General features: G+C 71.4%; 18 protein-coding genes. 9 read left to right on the top strand and 9 right to left on the bottom strand.

Annotation, left to right across the window (positions count from 1 at the left end; all coding sequences use genetic code 11):
* Positions 1–15 precede the first annotated feature (15 nt).
* The 8 genes from ACZ470_RS09085 to ACZ470_RS09050 all read right to left on the bottom strand — a co-directional run bounded on the left by ACZ470_RS09085 (position 16) and on the right by ACZ470_RS09050 (position 8,594).
* A complete protein-coding gene (locus tag ACZ470_RS09085) occupies positions 16–1,056 on the bottom strand; it encodes a substrate-binding domain-containing protein (protein ID WP_468425851.1) in 1,041 nt (346 codons plus the stop codon).
* Positions 1,057–1,072: 16 nt separating this feature from the next.
* A complete protein-coding gene (locus ACZ470_RS09080; RefSeq protein WP_468425849.1) occupies positions 1,073–2,092 on the bottom strand; it encodes an ABC transporter permease in 1,020 nt (339 codons plus the stop codon).
* Entirely contained in the window at positions 2,089–3,606 is a 1,518-nt protein-coding gene (locus ACZ470_RS09075) for a sugar ABC transporter ATP-binding protein (protein ID WP_468425847.1), read from the bottom strand. The genes ACZ470_RS09080 and ACZ470_RS09075 overlap by 4 nt, the downstream gene beginning before the upstream one ends.
* Before the next feature lie 169 nt (positions 3,607–3,775).
* Positions 3,776–4,957 (bottom strand): ROK family protein, encoded by a 1,182-nt coding sequence (locus ACZ470_RS09070; protein WP_468425846.1) that lies wholly within the window; start codon positions 4,955–4,957, stop codon positions 3,776–3,778.
* A gap of 219 nt (positions 4,958–5,176) precedes the next feature.
* Positions 5,177–5,854: a GntR family transcriptional regulator gene (locus ACZ470_RS09065; RefSeq protein ID WP_468425844.1), complete on the bottom strand. Its 678-nt coding sequence runs from the start codon at positions 5,852–5,854 to the stop codon at positions 5,177–5,179.
* Positions 5,855–6,013: 159 nt separating this feature from the next.
* Complete coding sequence (locus tag ACZ470_RS09060) at positions 6,014–6,961, bottom strand: beta-ketoacyl-ACP synthase III (protein WP_468425843.1); 948 nt, start codon at positions 6,959–6,961, stop codon at positions 6,014–6,016.
* A gap of 156 nt (positions 6,962–7,117) precedes the next feature.
* Positions 7,118–7,285, bottom strand: a complete 168-nt coding sequence (locus ACZ470_RS09055) for an MFS transporter small subunit (RefSeq protein WP_468425841.1) — start codon at positions 7,283–7,285, stop codon at positions 7,118–7,120.
* Complete coding sequence (locus tag ACZ470_RS09050) at positions 7,254–8,594, bottom strand: OFA family MFS transporter (RefSeq protein WP_468425839.1); 1,341 nt, start codon at positions 8,592–8,594, stop codon at positions 7,254–7,256. Before ACZ470_RS09050 ends, ACZ470_RS09055 begins: the two co-directional genes overlap by 32 nt.
* Before the next feature lie 180 nt (positions 8,595–8,774).
* On the opposite strand from ACZ470_RS09050, the gene ACZ470_RS09045 reads away from it, so the two are divergent.
* From ACZ470_RS09045 to ACZ470_RS09020, 6 genes are all read left to right on the top strand, one after another.
* Complete coding sequence (locus ACZ470_RS09045) at positions 8,775–9,746, top strand: 2-dehydropantoate 2-reductase (protein WP_468425837.1); 972 nt, start codon at positions 8,775–8,777, stop codon at positions 9,744–9,746.
* Complete coding sequence (locus ACZ470_RS09040) at positions 9,743–11,698, top strand: molybdopterin oxidoreductase family protein (RefSeq protein ID WP_468425835.1); 1,956 nt, start codon at positions 9,743–9,745, stop codon at positions 11,696–11,698. Before ACZ470_RS09045 ends, ACZ470_RS09040 begins: the two co-directional genes overlap by 4 nt.
* 6 nt (positions 11,699–11,704) lie before the next feature.
* The gene (locus ACZ470_RS09035; RefSeq protein ID WP_468425833.1) at positions 11,705–13,627 is read left to right on the top strand and encodes an NAD(P)H-dependent oxidoreductase subunit E; all 1,923 of its coding nucleotides are present in this window, start codon (positions 11,705–11,707) and stop codon (positions 13,625–13,627) included.
* Positions 13,624–14,484 carry a 2Fe-2S iron-sulfur cluster-binding protein gene (locus ACZ470_RS09030; protein ID WP_468425831.1) on the top strand — a complete coding sequence of 287 codons (861 nt, stop codon included), beginning with the start codon at positions 13,624–13,626 and terminating at the stop codon, positions 14,482–14,484. The genes ACZ470_RS09035 and ACZ470_RS09030 overlap by 4 nt, the downstream gene beginning before the upstream one ends.
* A 7-nt stretch (positions 14,485–14,491) precedes the next feature.
* Positions 14,492–15,340, top strand: coding sequence for a formate dehydrogenase accessory sulfurtransferase FdhD (gene fdhD / locus ACZ470_RS09025; protein WP_468425829.1), 849 nt, complete (start codon positions 14,492–14,494; stop codon positions 15,338–15,340).
* A 139-nt stretch (positions 15,341–15,479) separates the two neighbouring features.
* A complete protein-coding gene (locus tag ACZ470_RS09020; RefSeq protein WP_468425826.1) occupies positions 15,480–16,712 on the top strand; it encodes a DUF4185 domain-containing protein in 1,233 nt (410 codons plus the stop codon).
* Here the strand turns inward: ACZ470_RS09020 and ACZ470_RS09015 are convergent.
* A complete protein-coding gene (locus ACZ470_RS09015; protein ID WP_468425825.1) occupies positions 16,648–17,706 on the bottom strand; it encodes a bile acid:sodium symporter family protein in 1,059 nt (352 codons plus the stop codon). The two genes, ACZ470_RS09020 and ACZ470_RS09015, sit on opposite strands and share 65 nt — an antisense overlap.
* 150 nt (positions 17,707–17,856) lie before the next feature.
* On the opposite strand from ACZ470_RS09015, the gene ACZ470_RS09010 reads away from it, so the two are divergent.
* From ACZ470_RS09010 to ACZ470_RS09000, 3 genes are all read left to right on the top strand, one after another.
* Complete coding sequence (locus ACZ470_RS09010; RefSeq protein WP_468425823.1) at positions 17,857–18,729, top strand: LysR family transcriptional regulator; 873 nt, start codon at positions 17,857–17,859, stop codon at positions 18,727–18,729.
* A 300-nt stretch (positions 18,730–19,029) separates the two neighbouring features.
* A complete protein-coding gene (locus ACZ470_RS09005; RefSeq protein WP_468425821.1) occupies positions 19,030–20,856 on the top strand; it encodes an AMP-dependent synthetase/ligase in 1,827 nt (608 codons plus the stop codon).
* A gap of 84 nt (positions 20,857–20,940) precedes the next feature.
* Complete coding sequence (locus tag ACZ470_RS09000; RefSeq protein WP_468425819.1) at positions 20,941–21,771, top strand: aldo/keto reductase; 831 nt, start codon at positions 20,941–20,943, stop codon at positions 21,769–21,771.
* The last annotated feature ends 15 nt before the right edge of the window (positions 21,772–21,786 follow it).

Below are 21,786 nucleotides of genomic sequence, written 5' to 3'. Positions count from 1 at the left end.
GTGGGGCGGGGCTCCTCACTTGAAGCCGGTGGCCATGTACTGGTCCACGTTCTCCTTGTCGACGACGGCCGAGTAGCAGGTCACCGACGAGGGGATCTCGAACTCGGCGAGGCCGCCGACGCCCTTGCCCTGGCCGAGGGCGCGGGCGAGGTCGATCGCGGAGGCGGCCATCGTCGGCGGGTACAGGACAGTGGCCTTCAGGACACCGTTGTCGGCCTTGATGGCCTCGAACGCGGAGAGCGCGCCCGCGCCGCCCACCATCAGGAACTCGTCGCGCCCGGCCTGTTCGATGGCGCGCAGCGCGCCCACGCCCTGGTCGTCGTCGTGGTTCCACAGCGCGTCGATCTGCGACTGCGCCTGGAGCAGCTGGGCCATCTTGGCCTGGCCGGACTCGACGGTGAACTCGGCGGCCTGGCGGGCCACCTTCCTGATGTTGGGGTAGTTCTTCAGCGCGTCGTCGAAGCCCTGGGTGCGCTGCTTGGTCAGCTCCAGGTTGTCCAGGCCGGCCAGCTCGACGACCTTGGCGTTCGGCTTGTCCTTGAGCTTCTCGCCGATGTAGTGGCCGGCGTTGAGGCCCATGCCGTAGTTGTCGCCGCCGACCCAGCAGCGGTACGCCTGCGGGGTGTTGAAGATCCGGTCGAGGTTGACGACGGGGATGCCGGCGCGCATCGCCTTCAGCCCGACCTGGGTGAGCGCCTTGCCGTCGGCGGGCAGGATCACCAGGACGTCGACCTTCTTGTTGATGAGGGTCTCGATCTGGCCGATCTGCTGGGCGGTGTCGTTGGAGCCCTCGGTGCTCTCCAGGGTGACGTCGGAGTACTTCTCCGCCCGCTTCTTGGCGTTGTCGTTGATGGCGTTGAGCCAGCCGTGGTCGGCCTGCGGTCCGGCGAAGCCGATGGTGACCTGCTTGCCGGGCTTGTCGTCGGCGGCCGGCTGGTTGTCGGCAGCCGGCTCGTCGTCGCTGGACTCGTTGCTGGTGCAGCCGGTGACGAGGACGCCGGCGGACACGGCGGCCGCCCCGAAGAGCAGCCCTCTGCGACTGGTGAACTCTGGCATGGCGGTGAACCCCTTCTTAGGTCGTGCTCGCGGTACGGCGCTGGACCAGCACGGCGGCGACGATGATCGCGCCCTTGGCGATCTGCTGGACGTCGCTCTGCAGGTTGTTCAGGGCGAAGATGTTCGTGATGGTGGTGAAGATCAGGACACCGAGGACGGAGCCGACGATGGTGCCGCGGCCTCCGGTGAGCAGGGTGCCGCCGATGATCGCGGCGGCGATGGCGTCGAGTTCGTAGAGGTTGCCGTTGGTGTTCTGGCCGGAGCCGGCCAGGACGATCAGCAGGAAGGCGGCGATGCCGCAGCACAGCCCGGACAGCAGGTACAGGTAGAGCCGCTGGCGGCGTACGTCGATGCCGGCGAGCCGGGCGGCCTCCGGGTTGCCGCCGACGGCCACGCTGCGGCGGCCGAAGGTGGTCCGGTTGAGCACCAGCCAGCCGACGACGGTGACCGCGGCGAACACCAGGACCAGCGGTGGGATGCCGAGGACGTAGGAGTCGCGCTCACCGAGGTCGAGGACCCCGTCGACGGTGACGACCTGCGTCCGGCCGTCGGTGATCTGGAGGGCGAGTCCGCGGGCCGAGGCGAGCATGGCGAGGGTGGCGATGAACGGGACCATCCCGCCGTACGCGATCAGCACCCCGTTGACCAGGCCGCATCCCAGTCCGACGAGGACGGCGGTGAAGAGGATGCCGCCGAAGCCGTACTCCTGGGTGGCGACGGTGGTCGCCCACACCGAGGCGAGGGCGACGATCGCGCCGACCGACAGGTCGATGCCGCCGGAGATGATGACGAAGGTCATGCCGACGGTGACGACACCGATGACGGAGGCCTGGGTGAGGACGAGCTGGAGGTTGCGGGTGTCCAGGAACTCGTCCGGTTTGGTGATGCCGCCGATGAGGATCAGTACGGCGAGCACGCCGAGCAGCGACAGCGTGCGGACGTCGGCGCGGAACAACACGGCGCGCCAGGCGGGTGTTTCGCCGGCCGACGGCACCTTGGGGGCGCTGTCCCGCGGCGGGGAGACGGGCTGCGTCATGACGCCGGGCTTCCTTCCATGACCAGGTCGAGTACACGGTGTTCGTCGAGTTCGCGGGCGGGTGCCGTATGGACGACGGTGCCCTCGCGCAGTACCAGGACGCGGTCGGCGAGGCCGAGGACCTCGGGCACCTCGCTGGAGACCAGCAGTACGGCGAGGCCCTCGTCGGCCAGCCGGCGGACGACCGCGTACAGTTCGGCGCGGGCACCGACGTCGACGCCCCGGGTGGGTTCGTCGAGCAGTAGCACCCGGCAGCCGCGCAGCAGCCAGCGGGCGAGCACGGCCTTCTGCTGGTTGCCGCCGGACAGGGTGCGCACGGGCACGTTGGGGTTGTCGGGCCGCAGGGAGAGTTCGCGGACCGCCGCGCGTGCCGCGCGCAGTTCGGCGCCGCGGTCGATCCAGCCGGCCCTCGCGAAGCGGGACATGGAGGAGACCGACACATTGCGGGTGACGGACTCCAGCATGAGCAGGGCCTGGGCCTTGCGTTCCTCGGGGGCCAGCCCCAGTCCGGCGCGTACGGCGGCGCGTACGCTGCCCGGCCGCAACGGCTGCCCGTCGACGAGGACCCGGCCGGTGTCGGGCCTGCGGGCGCCGTAGATCGTCTCCAGGATCTCGGAGCGTCCCGAGCCGACGAGTCCGGCGAGCCCGACGATCTCCCCGGGACGCACCTGGAGGTCGAGCGGGGCGAACTCTCCCTGGCGGGACAGTCCTTCGACGGTGAGCACCGGGTCGCCCTGCGGGGCGGCGGTGGGCCGCTCCGGGAAGACGTACTCGACGTTGCGTCCCGTCATCAGCGCCACGACCTCGCGGGTCGGCGTCGACTTCGCGGGCAGCCCGCCGGCGACGGCCCGGCCGTCCTTCAGCACGGTCACCCGGTCGCCGATCCGCCGGATCTCCTCCAGGCGGTGCGAGATGTAGACGACCGCGACGCCGTCGGCGGTGAGGTCGGCGACGATGCGGAAGAGGTTGTCGACCTCGTCCGGGTCGAGGGCGGCGGACGGCTCGTCCATCACGATGAGCCGTACGTCGTGGGAGAGCGCCCGCGCCATGGACACGATCTGCTGCTGTGCCGCGGGCAGTTCGCCGACCAGCCGGCCCGGGTCGATCTCGGGGTGTCCGAGCCGCTTGAGCAGCTGGGCCGTCGAGGACTTGGCCGTGCCCGGCCGGACGACGAAGCCGGCGGTGGTCGGCTCGTGTCCCAGATGGACGTTCTCGGCGACCGAGAGGTGCTCCACCAGGTCGAGTTCCTGGTAGATGGTGGCGATACCGAGGCGCATGGCGGCGATCGGCGAGCGCAGGGTGACGTCCTCGCCGCGCCAGCGGATGGTGCCGGTGTCGGGCTGGTGCGCGCCGGCCAGCACCTTGATCAGGGTGGACTTGCCGGCGCCGTTCTGGCCGAGCAGGCAGTGCACCTCGCCGGCCTGGACGTCGAGGTCGACGCCGTCCAGGGCCCGGACTCCGGGGAACGACTTGGTGATGCCGGACATGCTGAGCAGCGGTGGTTCAGGTGCCATGCGGATTTCCCCTCGGCGGGCGTTCGGGCCGGTGTCAGGGCGATCCCCTTGCGGGGCAAGCGTTTTCAGGCAGGGCGGAGCAGAGCGGTGGCGGTGCCTGGTGCGGGTGGGCCGTTCCGGTGATGGGCACGAGCGGTGGAGCGGATGCGGTGGAACGCGGTGGTGCTGCCTACGCGGGTGAGAACAGGTGGTCGCTGATGAGCCGGGCCGCGCCGATGACTCCGGCGGTGGGTCCCAACTCCCCCAGCACGATGGGCAGGTTGCCCGTGGCCAGGGGCAGCGAGCCGCGGTAGACCTGGGTGCGGATCGCGGCGAGCAGGGTGTGGCCGAGGCCGGTCACCCCGCCGCCGATCACCACCAGGCCGGGGTTGAAGAAGCTGACCAGGCCGGCGATGACCTGGCCGGTGCGATTGCCGCCCTCACGGATCAGGTCGAGGGCGGTGGCGTCACCGGCCGCGGCCGCGGCGGCGACGTCGGCGGCGCTGAGCGTGCCGTTCGCCTCCAGCCGGGTCGCGAGTTCGGCGGAGAGCCGCTGTTCGGCGGCCTCCGTCGCGTCCCGGGCGAGGGCCGCGCCGGAGAAGTGTGCCTCCAGGCAGCCCCGGTTGCCGCAGGCGCAGGGGCGGCCGTCGGGCACGGCCTGGATGTGCCCGATGTCGCCCGCGCTGCCCGTCGTACCGCGGTAGACCTCACCGCCGACGACGATGCCGCAGCCGATGCCGGTACCGATCTTGACGCAGAGGAAGTCGGCGACGGTGCGGGCGACGCCCGCGTGCTGCTCCCCCATGGCCATCAGGTTCACGTCGTTGTCGACCATGACCGGGCAGCCGAGGTCCTGGCTGAGCGCCTCCCGCACGGGGAAGCCGTCCCAGCCGGGCATGATCGGCGGAGCCACCGGGATGCCCTCGGGGAAGCGGACCGGGCCCGGGACGCCGATGCCGGCGCCGTCGAACCCCTCCGCGAGCCCCGAGGCCCTCAGCTTCGCCGCCATGGACAGCACCTGCTCGAAGACCGCGACCGGTCCCTCGCGTACGTCCATGGGCTGGTTGATGTGCCCGAGGATCTCCAGTTCGGCGTTGGTGACGGCGACGTCGACCGATGTCGCGCCGATGTCGACGCCGAGGAACCTCAGGTGCGGGTTGAGGCGGATGTTGTGGGAGCGCCGTCCGCCGCGCGAGGCGGCGAGTCCGTCGGCCACGACGAGTTCCGTCTCCAGCAGCCGGTCCACCTCCACGGCCAGCTTCGACCGGGAGAGGTCGACCTGGTCGCCCAGCTGGGCCCGGGAGTTGGGTCCACCGTCGCGCAACAGCCTGAGCAGTCGTGCCTGATGGGCGTTCGCGGGTCGCGCTGTCATGCGTCTCACGAGCCCCTCCCCGCCTCATCGGCCTGTGCGCGCCGGATTCCGGCCACGTGTGTGGCGTGCTTTCGGATGGGAAAGTAGCAGCGCCTGCCGGAGGTGGGAAGAAGTCGCGCAGGAATTGCCCCCTACTTTTTCCACTCACAGGACAAAGGAGTCCGTGAGGGGGCCGGGAAATCTGCCACAAAGAGGGTGAAAGGGTGTGATACCGGCCGCTCAGGATTGAGTGCGCGCGTGGTACGAGCGCCGGGTGTGCTCGGTGTGTTCACGCATCAGCCGGGTGGCCAGTTGCTCGTCGTGGGCGGCGATGGCGGCGATCAGTTCGCGGTGCTCGACCCAGGACTGCCCGCCGCGCTGCCGGGCGACGGGTGTGTAGTACCAGCGCACGCGCCGGTCGACCTGCGCGGCGAGTTCGGCGAGCACGGCGTTGCCGGCCAGCTCCATGACCTTGGCGTGGAAACGGGCGTTGAGGACCACGGCGGCGTCCACGTCGTCGGCGTCGACGGCCCGGAGGCCCTCGGCCAGGATCTCCTCCAGGGCCTCGACGCCCGCGCTGTCGGCGTTGCTCGCGGCCAGCCGGGCCGCCTCGGCCTCCAGCAGCGTACGGACGGTGAGGAGTTGGTCGGCCTCCTCCTCCGTCGGCTCGTGCACGAACGCGCCCTGCGCGGGCCGGAGATCGACCCAGCCCTCGGTGTTGAGCCGCTGCAACGCCTCGCGCACCGGCTGGCGGGAGACACCGAGATGGCCGGCGAGCTCGCTCTCCACGAGATGCTGGCCGGGCTGGAGGGCCCGGGTGGTGATGAGTTCGAGCAGCGCCTCGTAGACCCGGTCGCGCAGCGGGCCGGGCCGTTCGAGCCTGGGCACGGCACCCTGGGGCAGTCCGGTCGACAACATCGCGGTCCCCCTCCTCGGCAGTTCCGTGCGCCGACGCGAACGCCGGTGCACCGCGACGCCAGTAGTGATTGTCTTTCGTCTACAGTCTACGGCGCACACATGCCAGGGGGGCGAGGAGTTGGCCACGTCACACCCGTGCGGCGGACGGCCAGGCGTCGCTCACGGGCAGCGCACGACCTGCCCCGCGTACGAGAGGTTCCCGCCGAAGCCGAACAGCAGCACCGGGTCGCCGGCCGACACCGCGCCCTGTTCGACCAGTTTGGAGAAGGCGAGCGGGATGCTCGCGGCCGAGGTGTTGCCGGACTCGGTGACGTCGCGGGCGACGACGGCGTTGACGGCGCCGAGCCGGCGGGCGAGGGGTTCGATGATCCGCAGGTTGGCCTGGTGCGGCACCACCGCCGCGAGGTCCTCGGGCGCCAGTCCGGCCTGCTCGCAGGCCCGGCGGGCGATGGCCGGCAGCTGGGTGGCCGCCCAGCGGTAGACGGTCTGCCCCTCCTGCGCGAACCGCGGCGGCGTGCCCTCGATGCGCACCGCGTGTCCCATCCCGGGCACCGAGCCCCACAGCACCGGGCCGATGCCCGCCTCCTCGCCCGGGGCGCAGCCCTCCACCACGGCGGCACCGGCCCCGTCGCCGACGAGCACACAGGTGGTGCGGTCGGTCCAGTCGGTGACGTCGGACATCTTGTCGGCGCCGACGACCAGGACCCGGCTCGCGCCACCCGCCCGTACGGCGTGGTCGGCGGTGGCGAGGGCGTGGGTGAACCCGGCGCACACCACGTTGATGTCCATGACGGCGGGCCCGGGCATGCCGAGGCGGGCGGCGACCCGGGCGGCCATGTTGGGCGAGCGGTCGATCGCCGTGGACGTGGCGACCAGGACGAGGTCGATGTCGGCGGGTGTCCGGCCGGCCGCCGCCAGTGCCTTGGCGGCGGCGTGCGCGGCCAGTTCGTCGACGGGCTCGTCGGGACCGGCGATGTGACGGGTGCGGATGCCCACCCGGCTCGTGATCCACTCGTCGCTGGTGTCGACCATGTTCACCAGGTCCTCGTTGGTGAGCACCCGGGCGGGCTGGTAGTGGCCGACGGCGGCGATGCGCGAGCCGATCATGGGTGGGTCCCCCTCGGTGGTCGGATGCGGGATGCACCAGTCTGATCAGTGACTCACCGGTACGGGGGCGGGCGATGCGACAGGAAACGTGTGCCGCGCTTGTCGGCTTTCGTCATGCCCCGGGCGGGAGGATGAGGTACGCCCGGGGCCCCGCGGTCACCCGGTGAACAGCTGGGTCGCCTTCCGCACGAGTTCGTACAGCCCGTAGGCGAGCGGCACCCCGACCCACAGCCAGGCGAAGGTGATCAACCCTCGGCGCTCGGCTCCGGTTCCGGTTCCGGTTCCGCCCGTGCTAGGCGGACTCTGGCTGCTCTCGCCGGTCATCGGCGGCCTCCTCGGGCGTCTCGGCGGCGGGGACGTGGTGGCGGGGATGGACGGGACGGACCAGTTCGTTGGCGACGAAGCCGACGACGAGCAGCCCGATCATGATGATCAGTGACACCCCGTAGAGGGAGGCGCCGTGCTTGCCCGCCTCCTCCTGCCGGTCGGCGACCCAGTTCACGATCAGCGGCCCGAGCACGCCGGCCGTGGACCAGGCGGTGAGCAGCCGGCCGTGGATCGCGCCGACCTCGTAGGTGCCGAAGAGGTCCTTCAGATACGCCGGGATCGTCGCGAAGCCCCCGCCGTAGAAGGAGAGGATCACCAGCGCGCACAGCACGAACAGCGGCTTGGAGGAGTCGCCCAGCAGCGCGATGAGCGCGTACATCAGCGCGCCGGCGCCGAGGTAGACCCGGTAGATGTTCTTCCGGCCGATGAGGTCGGAGGTGGTCGACCAGCCGATGCGCCCGGCCATGTTGGCGGCCGACAGCAGGGCGACGAACCCGGCGGCGGCCGTCGCCGACACGGGCGCGGAGGTGTCCGCGAAGAAGTCGGTGATCATCGGTGCGGCCTTCTCGAGGATGCCGATGCCCGCGGTCACGTTCATGGTGAGCACGATCCACAGCAGCCAGAACTGCGGGGTCCGCACGGCGGACCGGGCCGAGACCTGCGGCCCGTCGGGCACGGCGGGCCCGCCGGTCGCCGTGCGCGTGCCGCGCGGCACGCGCACCAGCAGCACGCCGAGCAGCATGAACACGGCGTAGGCCAGCCCGTGCACCAGGAACGCCAGCGCGATGCCAACGTTGTCGGTGCCGAAGGACTCGAGCATCTGCGCCGACCAGGGCGAGGCGATCAGGGCGCCGCCGCCGAAGCCCATGATGGCGATGCCGGTGGCCATGCCGGGCCGGTCCGGGAACCACTTGATGAGCGTGGAGACGGGCGAGATGTAGCCGATGCCGAGGCCGATGCCGCCCACGAAGCCGTAGCCGAGGACGATCAGCCAGTACTGCTCGGTGGCCGCGCCCAGCGCGGAGAGCAGGAAGCCGGAGGAGAAGCAGATCAGGGCGACGGTCATCGCCCAGCGGGGGCCCCGGCGTTCGACGAGGGTGCCGCCGAACGCGGCGGACAGACCGAGCATGACGATGCCGAGTTGGAAGGGCAACGCGCTCTGTGTGCCGCTGAGATCGAGCGCGGACTCCAGGGGCGGCTTGAACACGCTCCAGGCGTAGGCCTGGCCGATGGAGAGATGGACGGAGAGTGCGGCGGGGGGAACGAGCCAGCGGCTCCAGCCCGGCGGTGCCATGGGGGGACTCATGAGTCCCCAACCGTAGGGACGGTCGGGGCGCTTGAGAAGACGGTTGAGCAGACAACCACTGGTGCTGCACAAAGCCTTGCTGGGGCTACCTCCATACTGTAGACAATATTTCGTCGACAGAGATTCGGCAGTCTCCCGCGGTTCCTCGGTATCCCTCGACCGAACGGAGCTCCCATCGCCATGAAAGTCGCAGTCCTCGGCGCCGGGGCGATCGGCGCCTACGTCGGTGCCGCGCTCCACCGTGCGGGCGCCGACGTCCATCTCATCGCCCGTGGACCGCATCTGGCGGCCATGAGGCAGTACGGAGTACGCGTGCGCAGCCCGCGCGGCGACTTCACCGCGCACCCCCGCGCCACCGACGACCCGGCCGAAGTCGGCCCGGCCGACTACGTCTTCCTGGGTCTGAAGGCCAACTCGTACGCGGCGTGCGGGCCGCTGATCGAGCCGCTGCTGCACGACTCCACGGCGGTCGTGGCCGCCCAGAACGGCATCCCCTGGTGGTACTTCCACCGGCACGGCGGACCGTACGACGGCCGCCGGCTGGAGAGTGTGGACCCGGACGGCGCGGTCAGTGCGGTGCTCGCGCCCGAACGGGCCGTCGGCTGTGTCGTCTACGCGGCCACCGAACTCGAACAGCCCGGCGTCGTACGGCATGTGGAGGGCACCCGGTTCTCGATCGGCGAGCCCGACCGCAGTGTCTCGGCGCGCTGTCTGGCGCTCGGCGAGGCCATGCGGGCCGGCGGCCTGAAGTGCCCGGTGGAGCCGGACCTGCGCAACGACATCTGGCTGAAGCTGCTGGGCAACATCTCCTTCAACCCGATCAGTGCCCTCGTGCGCGCCACCATGCGGCAGATGTGCCTGCACGGCGGCACCCGGCAGGTCATCGAGACGATGATGACCGAGACGCTGGCGGTCGCGCGCGCCCTGGGCTGCGAGGTCGGCGTCTCCATCGAGCGCCGGCTCGCGGGCGCCGAGAAGGTCGGCGACCACCGCACCTCCACGCTCCAGGACCTGGAGCGCGGCAAACCGCTCGAACTCGACGTCCTGCTCGCGGCCGTCGTGGAACTGGCGGAGATCACCGGTGTCCCGGTGCCCACCCTGCGCACCGTGCACGCCCTCTCGGACCTGCTCGCGCTGAGGAGCGCCGCATGAGCGAACGCGACCGAACCCCGTCCGACCGGAAGCGACGCGGCCGGAGCCCGAAGACCTACACCCGTCTCACCCACCCGCTCGTCCGGGACTCGCGCGACGCGCCCTTCCGCCGGGCGACCTGGGAGGAGGCCCTGGACCGTACCGCCCGGGGACTGGCGGCGGCGCGCGGCGCGTTCGGAATGTTCTCCTGCGCCCGCGCGACCAACGAGATGAACTACGTGGCGCAGAAGTTCGCCCGGGTGGTGATGGGCACCAACAACGTCGACTCCTGCAACCGTACCTGCCACGCCCCGTCCGTCGCGGGCCTGTCGGCGGCGTTCGGCTCGGGCGGCGGCACCTCGTCGTACGAGGAGATCGAGCACACCGACGTCATCGTGATGTGGGGCTCCAACGCCCGTTACGCGCACCCGATCTTCTTCCAGCACGTGCTGAAGGGCGTCCACAACGGCGCCCGGATGTACGCGGTCGACCCGCGCCGGACCTCCACCGCCGAGTGGGCGGAGAGCTGGCTCGGGCTGAACGTGGGCACGGACATCCCGATGGCGCACGCGATCGGCCGCGAGATCATCCAGGCGGGCCTGGTCAACGAGGCGTTCGTGCGGCGGGCGACCACCGGCTTCGAGGAGTACAAGGCGCTCGTCGAGCCGTGGACGCTGTCCCTGGCGGAGAAGGTCACGGGCGTCCCGGCCGCCGCCATCCGCGACCTGGCGCACGCCTACGCCCGCGCCGAACGCGCCCAGCTCTGCTGGACCCTCGGCATCACCGAGCACCACAACGGCACCGACAACGTCCGTGCCCTGATCAACCTCTCTCTGCTCACCGGCCATGTCGGCCGCTACGGCTCGGGCCTGCAACCCCTGCGCGGCCAGAACAACGTGCAGGGCGGCGGCGACATGGGCGCGATCCCCAACCGCCTGCCCGGCTTCCAGGATCTCCTCGACCCCGGCATCCGGCTGAAGTTCGAGTCCGCCTGGGACACCGTCATCCAGCCGCACTACGGACTGAATCTGACGGAGATGTTCGAGGCCATGGAGGACGGCTCGCTGCGGGCCGTGTACTGCATCGGGGAGAACCCGGCCCAGTCGGAGGCGGACAGCGAACAGGCGGTACGCCGTCTGGGGGAGCTGGACTTCCTGGTGGTCCAGGACATCTTCCTGACGCGGACGGCCGAGCTGGCCGACGTGGTCCTGCCGGCCACCGCCGGCTGGGCGGAGACCGAGGGCACCACCACCAACAGCGAGCGGCGGGTGCAGCGGGTGCGCCGGGCCGTCGTCCCGCCGGGCGAGGCGCGCGAGGACATCGACATCATCTGCGACCTCGCCGCCCGCCTCGGCCACGACTGGAAGTACGCGGACGCCGAGACGGTGTGGAACGAGCTGCGCTCGGTCTCCCCGGACCACTACGGCATGACGTACGAGCGCCTGGAGGAGCACCAGGGCATCCAGTGGCCGTGCCCCAGCCCGGACGCCCTGGAACCTCCCTACCTGCACGGGAGGTTGTGGGCGCCGGACCCGGAACTGCGCGGCAGGCCCGCGCCGTTCGGGATCGTGCGGCACGACCCGCCGGTCGACCTCACCGACGAGGAGTACCCCATCCGGCTGACCACGGGCCGACGGCTCGACTCCTACAACACGGGTGTGCAGAGCGGCGGTTACGCCTCTCCCCTGCGGCGCGGCGAGTACGTCGAGCTGTGTCCGGAGGACGCCGAGCGGTACGGGGTCGTGGTCGGCGAGCAGGTGCGGGTGACCTCGCGGCGCGGTTCGGTGCTGGCGCCGGTGTGGGTGGACACCGGCCTCCGGCCGGGGCTCGCGTTCATGACGTTCCACTTTCCCGACGAGGTGGACACCAACCAGCTGACGATCGAGGCGAACTGCCCGATCGCGGGGACGGCGGAGTTCAAGGCGTCGGCGATCCGGATCGAGAAGCTCCCGGCTCCGACACACGTGAGGTGAGCAAGCGTGGACCTGCACTTCGGTGACAGCAAGCCGACGGACGAGGAGCGTGCGGCCGTCGACGCCCTGCTCGGTCCCCCCGAGTCGTCCTGGGAGGGCGCCGACCGCTCCGACGCGGACCTGCGATGGGCGCGCGGCGGCCGCGAGGCCCGCGACCGCCGCGACCTGCTGCTGCCGGGGCTGCACGCGATCAACGACCGGGTGGGCTGGATCAGCGAGGGCGCCCTGGACTACCTGTGCCGCCGCCTGACGGTCCCCCCGGCGGAGGCGTACGGCGTGGCCACGTTCTACGCGATGTTCTCCCTGAAACCCCGCCCCGCGACGGTCCTGCACGTCTGCACGGACCTCGCCTGCACGGCGGCGGGCGCGACCGCGCTGTGCGCGGACGTCGAGTCCCGCCTGGGACCTGAGTCCGGCGTCCACGTCGAACGCAGCCCCTGCCTGGGCTTGTGCGAGCGAGCACCGGCCGCACTTGTCATACGCGCCGGGGACACCAACTCAGCCCGTCCGGCGTTTGAGGACGAGGCCGTCCAGGCCGATGGGGGGTCCGGGGGCGCAGCCCCCGGGGTCGGGAACGGGAAGGGGCGGCGGGGGCGAGAAACCGCCGTCATCGCCCCCGCCACCCCCGACACCACCGTCCACGCCGCCACCGCCCCCGAAAACGCACCCCCCGAACCCCCACCCACCACCGCCGTCCCCCAGGCCGGCACCCCCACCCTCACCCTCCTCCAACGCATCGGCACGGTCGACCCCACCGACCTCGACGACTACCGCGCGAACGGCGGCTACACCGCCCTCCGCCGCGCCTTCGCCCTCGGCCCCGCCGCCGTCATCCGCGAGGTCACCGACTCCGGCCTCGTCGGCCGGGGCGGCGCCGCCTTCCCCACGGGCCGCAAGTGGCAGGCCACGGCGTCCCAGCCGGACCACCCCCACTACCTCGTCTGCAACGCCGACGAATCCGAACCGGGCACCTTCAAGGACCGCGTCCTCATGGAGGGCGACCCCTACGCGCTCGTCGAAGCCATGACCATCGCGGGCTACGCGACCGGCGCCCACCGCGGCTACCTCTACCTCCGCGGCGAGTACCCCCGGGCCCTGCACCGCATGGAACACGCGATCGCGCAGACCCGCGCCCGCGGCCTGCTCGGCGACGACATCCTCGGCCAGGGCTACGCCTTCGACATCGAGATCCGACGCGGCGCGGGCGCGTACATCTGCGGCGAGGAGACGGCGCTCTTCAACTCCATCGAGGGCTACCGCGGCGAACCCCGCTCCAAGCCCCCGTTCCCGGTGGAGAAGGGCCTGTTCGGCAAACCCACGGTCGAGAACAACGTGGAGACCCTGGTCAACGTCCTGCCCATCCTGACCATGGGCGCCCCGGCCTACGCGGCGATCGGCACGGAACGGTCCACCGGACCCAAGCTGTTCTGCGTCTCCGGCAGCGTGGCCCGCCCCGGCGTCTACGAACTCCCCTTCGGCGCCACCCTCGGCGAACTGCTCGCACTCGCCGGCGTACGCGACAACCTCAGGGCGGTCCTCTTCGGCGGAGCCGCCGGCGGCTTCGTACGCCCCGACGAACTGGACATCCCCCTCACCTTCGAAGGCACCCGGGAAGCGGGCACCACCCTCGGCTCCGGCGTCGTCATGGCCTTCGACGACACGGTCCCGCTCCCCCGGCTCCTCCTGCGCATCGCCGAGTTCTTCCGGGACGAGTCCTGCGGCCAGTGCGTGCCCTGCCGGGTCGGTACCGTCCGCCAGGAGGAGGCGCTGCACCGGATCGTCGAACGCGCCGGCACCGACGCCGCCCCCGACATCGCCCTCCTGCGCGAGGTCGGCCGCGCGATGCGGGACGCCTCGATCTGCGGTCTGGGGCAGACCGCGTGGAACGCCGTGGAATCCGCCATCGACCGTCTGGGGGCGTACGAATGACCGTGACACCGCTGGGGATCCCCCGCCGTCTGCTGGAGTTCACCCTCGACGGCGAGCCGGTCCGGGCGCCCGAGGGATCGACGATCCTGGACGCCTGCCGGGCGGCCGGGAAGGACATCCCCACCCTCTGCGAGGGCGACACCCTGACCCCGAAGAACGCCTGCCGCGTCTGCGTCGTGGAGGTCGAGGGCTCCCGCACCCTCGTCCCCGCCTGCTCCCGCCGGGCCGAGCCCGGCATGGAGGTGCGCACCGGCACCGAGCGGGCCCGGCACAGCCGCAAGGTGGTCCTCGAACTGCTCGCGTCCTCCGTCGACCTGTCGACGACCCCCCGGGTCGCCGCATGGCTCAAGGAGTACGAGGCGAAACCGGACCGCTTCGGCCCGGACGCCGCCCGCCTCAACGAGGAACCGAGGGTCGACAACGACCTCTACGTCCGCGACTACGACAAGTGCATCCTCTGCTACAAATGCGTGGACGCCTGCGGCGACCAGTGGCAGAACACCTTCGCGATCTCGGTGGCGGGCCGCGGCTTCGACGCCCGGATCGCCGTGGAGCACGACGCCCCGCTCACCGACTCGGCGTGCGTGTACTGCGGGAACTGCATCGAGGTCTGCCCCACCGGGGCCCTGTCGTTCAAGTCGGAGTTCGACATGCGGGCGGCGGGTACGTGGGACGAGTCGCGGCAGTCGGAGACGACGACCGTGTGCGCGTACTGCGGTGTGGGCTGCAACCTCACCCTCCATGTGCAGGACAATGAGATCGTGAAGGTCACCTCGCCGCACGACAACCCGGTGACCCACGGCAACCTGTGCATCAAGGGCCGCTTCGGCTACCAGCACGTACAGAACCGGGACTGATGGGGACATGGGACGAGTCACGGAACGACGCAAGGTGCTCCGCATCCGGGACGGGGCGGTCTCCAGCCGCCCCGACACGCTCGTCGCCGAGGAACCCCTGGAAATCAGACTGAACGGCAAACCCCTCGCCATCACCATGCGCACCCCGGGCGACGACTTCGCGCTGGCGGCCGGCTTCCTGGTGAGCGAGGGGGTGCTCGCGACCGCCGCGGACCTGCGGAACATCGTCTACTGCGCCGGGGCGACGGTCGACGGGTCCAACACGTACAACGTGGTCGACGTGCAGACGGCCTCCGGCGTGGTGATCCCGGACCTCACCCTCGAACGCAACGTCTACACCACCTCCTCCTGCGGTCTGTGCGGCAAGGCCAGCCTGGACGCGGTGCGGACGACCACCCGCCATCCCGTCGCCGACACTCCCCCGCTGCGCGTGACGCCGGAGCTGCTGTCCGGCCTGCCCGACCGGCTGCGCGCGTCCCAGCGGGTCTTCGACCGCACGGGCGGCCTGCACGCGGCGGCCCTGTTCGGCGAGGACGGCGAGCTGCTGGACGTACGGGAGGACGTGGGGCGGCACAACGCGGTCGACAAGCTGGTCGGCCGTGCCCTCCAAAGCGGGAGCCTGCCGCTGTCCCGGACGATCCTGCTGGTCTCCGGCCGGGCCTCGTTCGAGCTGGCGCAGAAGGCGGTCATGGCCGGCATTCCGCTGCTGGCGGCGGTCTCGGCGCCGTCGTCGCTGGCCGTGGACCTGGCGGCGGAGACCGGCCTGACCCTGGTGGGCTTCCTGCGGGGCGGTTCCATGAACGTGTACGCGGGAGAGGACCGTATCGCCCTGCGGGCCGCGGCCGCCCGAGGCTGACCGGTCCCCCTCGCTGCACGGCGGCGGGGCCCCTGACGGCGGGGAGCGCCCCCTGCGCCGCGGGGCCCCGCCTCAGTACCGGCCGGGTCAACGGACGCCCCATGGACCGGGACCACCGCACCCACTAACGTCCCCGAGCGTGCCCGACGACGCGGCCCGAGCACGACGGCGGACGGGGACCGGGATCGCGCTGGCGCTGACCCTGGTCCTCGGGGCGGTGCTGGTCACCGGTCCGCCGGAGGACGACGACCGGCCGCCCGGCGACGCCTGCCGGCCCCGTACGGTCGCCTCCTGGACCACCGACGACGCGCTCACCGCGGAGTTCGCCCGCTACGGCGACGACGCCGGCCGCACCGACGACTGGACCGGCGGCGACGGCACCCATTCGGTGCGGCTGCCCGACGGGCGGCTGCTGTGGCTGTTCTCCGACACCTATCTCGGCGGTGTGCACCGTCCGCCCAACCCGGTCGGCGAGTCGTACGCATGGCGGGACACCGGCGCCCCGCTGGTGCGCAACTCGGCCGTGCTCATGCGCGACGGCCGGCTGGAGGCCACCCTGCCCGCCCCGCTCTTCCCCGACCCCGCCCCCGACCAGTGGCGCTGGCCCGTCGCGGCCCGGGTCGAGCCGCGCTCCCCCGGCTCCTCCGAGCGGGTCGTGCGGGTCCTGCTGTGGGTGCGTACGGCCGGACGGTCCCCGTGGATCTACGGCGTGCCCACCGCCACCGAGGTCGCGACGCTCTCCCTGCCGGACCTGCGGACGGAGTCGATCGTGGGGGTGCACGACCAGCGGCAGGTCGCCGACCCGTCCCGTCGCGTGCTCTTCGGCACCACCCTGGTCGAGGAGGACGGCTGGACGTACGTCTTCGGCGGCGACGACGGCCGCGCCGCGTCCCGGCCGGCCTCGCACGCGTATGTGGCCCGCGTCCCGGCCGGCGGGCTCGCGGACCCGGCCGCCTGGGAGTACTGGACCGGCGGGGCGTGGCAGACCCGCGCCCGGCCGCGCCCGGTGCTCGGCGACGGCCGGGGCAGGGGCGTGGGCAGCGCGTTCTCGGTGGTGCGGGACGACGGGACGTACGTGCTGTTCACGATGGCCGCGGGCACCGAGGGGCTGACCACGGTGGCGTCGTACTGGGCGTGCTCCCCGACCGGGCCCTGGCACGGGCCGGCGCACGAGTTCACCCCCGCGCTGCCGGGGGCCGGGACCGCCGCCTACAACCCGCAGACGCACCCGGAGCTGGGCGGCGACGGGCGGCTGGTGCTCAGCTACGACGTGAACTGGCTGGAGACCACGGGCGCGGCGGTGATGCTCAGCCGGAACGTGTCCCTGTACCGACCCCGGTTCGTGACCGTCCGGCTCGGTCCGGCACGGTGATCTCCTCGACCCGGTCGTGCGACCGGCGCTTGGCGATCACCGCGCACACCATCAGCTGCATCTGGTGGAACAACATCAGCGGCAGCACGGCCAGCGAGGCATGTGCCCCGAACAGCACGCTCGCCATGGGCAGCCCGGCGGCCAGCGACTTCTTCGAGCCGGCGAACTGGATGGCGATCCGGTCCTCCCGGCCGAAGCGCAGCGCCTTGGCGCCGTACCAGGTCAGCAGCAGCATCACGGCGAGCAGGACGGCCTCGACGGCGAGCAGTCCGCCGAGCCGGGCCGGGCTCACCTGGCTCCAGATGCCCTGCACCATGCCCTCGCTGAACGCGGTGTAGACGACGAGCAGGATCGAGCCCCGGTCGACCAGCCCCAGCACCTTCCGGTGCCGGGCGACGAAGCCGCCGATCCAGCGGCGCAGCAGCTGCCCCGCGAGGAACGGCACCAGCAGCTGGAGCACGATCTTCATCACCGACCCGGCGGAGAACCCGCCCCCGCTGTTGCCGAGCAGCGTCGCCGCGAGCAGCGGGGTGACGACGATGCCGATCAGCGAGGAGAAGGAGCCGGCGCAGATCGCGGCGGGCACGTTGCCGCGGGCGATCGAGGTGAAGGCGATCGACGACTGGATGGTGGAGGGAACCAGGGTGAGGAAGAGCAGGCCCTGGTAGAGGGGGTCGGTCAGGAAGACCGGGACGAGTCCGCGGGCGGCCAGGCCCAGCACCGGGAAGACGACGAAGGTGCAGGCCAGTACGGTGACATGGAGCCGCCAGTGCCTGAGCCCGTCCAGGGCCTCGTGGGTGGAGAGCCGGGCGCCGTAGAGGAAGAACAGGAAGGCGATCGCGGCCGTGGAGGCGCCGGAGGCGATGTCCGCGCCCGTGCCCCGCGCGGGGAGCAGCGCGGCGAGGCCCACGGTCCCGAGCAGCAGCAGGATGTACGGGTCGATCGGCAGCCGACTCGGCCGGCGCAGGCGTTTCACGGTGCTCCACTTGCTCATCTGCTCGGTGTGCTCAGGCGGTCACGGGTGCCCACGGGTGGCCCCTCCCCATCCTGCTCCTCCCTTCCGTGATCGGGAATCCGGTATACCGCTCTCACTGTCATCGCGTTTCGTGATGAGCGTCGGGTTGAGCGGTCGTAGGCTGCGGTCATGTACGACCCCACGCACCTGCGCACGTTCCTGTCGGTGGCGCAGACGCTGAGTTTCACGCAGGCCGCGCGGCGGCTCGGGCTGCGCCAGTCGACCGTGAGCCAGCACGTACGGCGGCTGGAGGAGGCCACCGGGCGGCAGCTGTTCACCCGCGACACCCACTCGGTGGAGCTGACCGAGGACGGCGAGGCGATGCTCGGCTTCGCCCGGCGGATCCTGGACGTGCACGAGCAGGCGACGCAGTTCTTCACCGGCACCCGGCTGCGCGGACGGCTGCGGTTCGGCGCGTCGGAGGACTTCGTGCTGACCCGGCTGCCGGAGATCCTCGAACGGTTCCGGCACGAGCACCCGGAGGTCGACCTGGAGCTGACGGTCGAGCTCTCGGGCACCCTGCACGAGCAGCTGCGGGCGGGCCGACTGGACCTGGTGCTGGCCAAGCGGCGGCCCGAGGACCCGCGGGGCGAGCTGGTCTGGCACGACGAACTGGTGTGGATCGGCGCGCCGGGGCTGCGCCTGGACCCGAACCGTCCGGTGCCGCTGATCGCGTACCCGCCGCCGGGCATCACCCGGGCCCTCGCCCTGCGGGCACTGGAGCGGGAGGGCCGGGAGTGGCGCATCGCGTGCACCAGCGGCAGCCTCAACGGTCTGCTCGCGGCGGCCCGCGCCGGCCTCGGGGTGATGGTGCACTCGCGCGGACTGATCCCGCCGGGGCTGGTCCGGATACCGGAGCGGGCGGGGCTTCCGGAGCCGGGCGAGGTGGACTTCGTGGTGGTGCACGGCCGGCGCCGTCCCTCCGCGCAGGGCGCGGCGGACGCGCTGGCGGCGGCGATCCTCGCGGGCGGCGACCGGCTCCAGCGCGGCGGGCGGGGGTGACGATCCGGAGCGCCCTCACGCTGACCTCAGTGGGACCGGTGTCGCACTCCCAAGCCCCGGTCATGCGGTCGTACAGATTCGGTGGAGATTACGGCACCGAAACTTACTCGACCGTCAGGAATCTGTCCGACCCTTCCCCATGTGAGCGCTTTTTCCTTCACTGACCAGCGCGAACAAGAGCTCTGCTCACTTCTTCACCCCCTCCCGCCCCCTGTTCGCGTGGGGTAGCTTTCACGGCGCCGTGCGGGACGAGGGCGTCGCCGCACACCAGTCCGAGCGCTGAGGGAGCGGGGAGCGGGATTGCGCGAGTTCACCAACCCCCCATTGGCGTTGGCGCCCCCGGTGGGCGGTCTGGCCGACGTGGTCTTCCGGTATGCCGAGGACGACCCGTCGCACATCGCGCTCGGCCGCAAGGACGACGCCGGGCACTGGCGGGACGTGACCAGCGCCGAGTTCCGCGACGAGGTGCTCGCCCTCGCGAAGGGCCTGCTGGCCGGCGGGATCCGGTTCGGCGACCGGGTCGCGATCATGTCCCGCACCCGGTACGAGTGGACGCTCTTCGACTTCGCGCTGTGGACGATCGGCGCGCAGGTCGTCCCCGTGTACCCGACGTCCTCCGCCGAGCAGTGCTTCTGGATGCTGTACGACGCGGAGGTGACGGCCGCGATCGTGGAGCACGAGGACCACGCGATGACGATCGCCACCGTCATCGACCGGCTGCCCCGGATGCGCCGGCTGTGGCAGCTCGACGCGGGCGCCGTGCAGGAGCTGTACGACGCGGGCGCGCACCTCGACGACGAGGTGGTGCACCGGCACCGGCAGGCGGTCACGCCCGACTCGGTGGCGACGATCATCTACACCTCGGGCACCACGGGCCGCCCCAAGGGCTGCGTGCTCTCGCACGGCAACTTCATGTACGAGGCGGACACCGTCATCGAGCGCTGGGAGCCGGTGTTCCACTCGCGCAGGGGCGACGAGGCGGCGACGCTGCTGTTCCTGCCGCTCGCGCACGTCTTCGGGCGGATGGTGGAGGTCGCGGCGATCCGCGGCCGGGTCCGTTTCGGCCACCAGCCGCAGCTGCACGCCGCGGCCCTGCTGCCCGACCTGGCCGCCTTCCGGCCGACCTTCATCCTGGCCGTCCCGTACATCTTCGAGAAGGTGTTCAACGCGGCGCGGCGCAAGGCCGAGAAGGAGGGGAGGTCCGGCCCGTTCGAGAAGGCCGTCGACGTGGCGGTGCGGTACGCGGAGGCGGTGGAGGCGAAGGCCTGGGGCATCGGGCCGGGTCCGTCGGCGGGCCTGCGCATGCAGCACCAGCTCTTCGACAAGCTGGTCTACGGCAAGGTGCGGGCCGCGATGGGCGGCCGGATCCGCAACGCGATGTCGGGCGGTTCGGCGATGGACCGCCGGCTGGGCCTGTTCTTCGCGGGCGCCGGCGTGCAGATCTACGAAGGGTACGGACTGACCGAGTCCACGGCGGCGGCCACCGCCAACCCGCCCGAGCGCACCCGCTACGGCACGGTCGGACAGCCGGTCCCCGGGGTCACCGTGCACATAGCGGACGACGGTGAGATCTGGCTGCACGGCGACAACGTCTTCCTGGGCTACCTCAACAACCCGAAGGCCACCGACGAGACCCTGCACGACGGCTGGCTGGCCACCGGCGACCTGGGCTCCCTCGACGAGGACGGCTATCTCACCATCACCGGGCGCAAGAAGGAGATCCTGGTGACCTCCGGCGGCAAGAGCGTCTCGCCGGGCGTGCTGGAGGAGCGGGTGCGGGACCATCCGCTGGTCAACCAGTGCATCGTCGTCGGCAACGACCGCCCCTACGTCGCCGCCCTTGTCACCCTCGACCAGGAGGCCGTGGAGCACTGGCTGACGATGCGCGGCAAGCCGCGGCTGTCCCCGGCGGACCTGGTGCGCGACCCGGATCTGGAGACGGAGGTACGGCGGGCCGTGGTCGCCGCCAACACCCTGGTCTCGCAGGCCGAGTCGATCCGTACGTTCCGCATCCTGGCGCAGCCGTTCACCGAGGAGCACGGGCTGCTCACGCCGTCGCTGAAGCTGAAGCGCAAGGCCATCGAGAAGGCCTACGGGGAAGAGGTCGAGGCGCTCTACCGGGCATGAATTCCGCGGTCAGGAATGCGGCGGGGGCCGTGATCGTTGACGATATGAGTACCACCTGACCACAACCCGAAGGATCGAGAGCTCGTGAGCAAGGTCCCCCCGATCATCCTGAACAACGGCGTCGAGATGCCCCAGCTGGGCTTCGGCGTCTGGCAGGTGCCGGACGCGGAGGCCGAGGCGGCCGTCGCGACGGCGCTGGAGGCGGGCTACCGCAGCATCGACACCGCGGCGATCTACGGCAACGAGGAGGGCACGGGCAAGGCCATCGCGCGGTCGGACGTTCCCCGCGAGGACCTCTTCGTCACCACCAAGCTCTGGAACAGCGACCAGGGGTACGACTCCACCCTGCGCGCCTTCGACACCTCGCTGTCGAAGCTCGGACTCGACTACGTGGACCTGTACCTGATCCACTGGCCGATGCCCGCCCGGGGCCGGTACGTCGACACGTACAAGGCGTTCGAGAAGCTGCTCGCCGACGGCCGTGCCCGCGCCATCGGTGTGTCCAACTTCCTGCCGGAGCACCTGGAGCACCTGATCGCCGAGACGTCCGTCATCCCGGCGGTCAACCAGATCGAGCTGCACCCGCACCTCCAGCAGAACGCGACGCGTGAGTACCACGCGGAGCAGGGCATCGCGACCGAGGCGTGGTCGCCCCTCGGTTCCGGCAAGGGGATCCTCGAGATCCCGGCGATCGTGGCGATCGCCCAGAAGCACGGCCGCACCCCGGCGCAGGTCGTGCTGCGCTGGCACCTCCAGCTCGGCAACGTGGTCATCCCGAAGTCGGTGACGCCGTCGCGGATCCAGGAGAACATCGACGTCTTCGGGTTCGCCCTGGACACCGAGGACCTCGCCGCGATCAGCGCGCTGAACGAGGACCGGCGGATCGGTTCGGACCCCGCGGACGTCAACAGCTGACCGCACGCACACGAC

Source organism: Streptomyces sp. NPDC031111 (assembly GCF_055570675.1).
Note: the sequence above shows the minus strand (reverse complement) of the source record. Positions and strands in the feature narration are given on the sequence as shown.

Coding starts and splice junctions, on each gene's coding strand:
- ACZ470_RS09085 (WP_468425851.1), bottom strand. CDS start 1,056: ATGCCAGAGTTCACCAGTCGCAGAGGGCTGCTCTTCGGGGCGGCCGCC.
- ACZ470_RS09080 (WP_468425849.1), bottom strand. CDS start 2,092: ATGACGCAGCCCGTCTCCCCGCCGCGGGACAGCGCCCCCAAGGTGCCG.
- ACZ470_RS09075 (WP_468425847.1), bottom strand. CDS start 3,606: ATGGCACCTGAACCACCGCTGCTCAGCATGTCCGGCATCACCAAGTCG.
- ACZ470_RS09070 (WP_468425846.1), bottom strand. CDS start 4,957: ATGACAGCGCGACCCGCGAACGCCCATCAGGCACGACTGCTCAGGCTG.
- ACZ470_RS09065 (WP_468425844.1), bottom strand. CDS start 5,854: ATGTTGTCGACCGGACTGCCCCAGGGTGCCGTGCCCAGGCTCGAACGG.
- ACZ470_RS09060 (WP_468425843.1), bottom strand. CDS start 6,961: ATGATCGGCTCGCGCATCGCCGCCGTCGGCCACTACCAGCCCGCCCGG.
- ACZ470_RS09055 (WP_468425841.1), bottom strand. CDS start 7,285: ATGACCGGCGAGAGCAGCCAGAGTCCGCCTAGCACGGGCGGAACCGGA.
- ACZ470_RS09050 (WP_468425839.1), bottom strand. CDS start 8,594: ATGAGTCCCCCCATGGCACCGCCGGGCTGGAGCCGCTGGCTCGTTCCC.
- ACZ470_RS09045 (WP_468425837.1), top strand. CDS start 8,775: ATGAAAGTCGCAGTCCTCGGCGCCGGGGCGATCGGCGCCTACGTCGGT.
- ACZ470_RS09040 (WP_468425835.1), top strand. CDS start 9,743: ATGAGCGAACGCGACCGAACCCCGTCCGACCGGAAGCGACGCGGCCGG.
- ACZ470_RS09030 (WP_468425831.1), top strand. CDS start 13,624: ATGACCGTGACACCGCTGGGGATCCCCCGCCGTCTGCTGGAGTTCACC.
- fdhD (WP_468425829.1), top strand. CDS start 14,492: ATGGGACGAGTCACGGAACGACGCAAGGTGCTCCGCATCCGGGACGGG.
- ACZ470_RS09015 (WP_468425825.1), bottom strand. CDS start 17,706: ATGAGCAAGTGGAGCACCGTGAAACGCCTGCGCCGGCCGAGTCGGCTG.
- ACZ470_RS09010 (WP_468425823.1), top strand. CDS start 17,857: ATGTACGACCCCACGCACCTGCGCACGTTCCTGTCGGTGGCGCAGACG.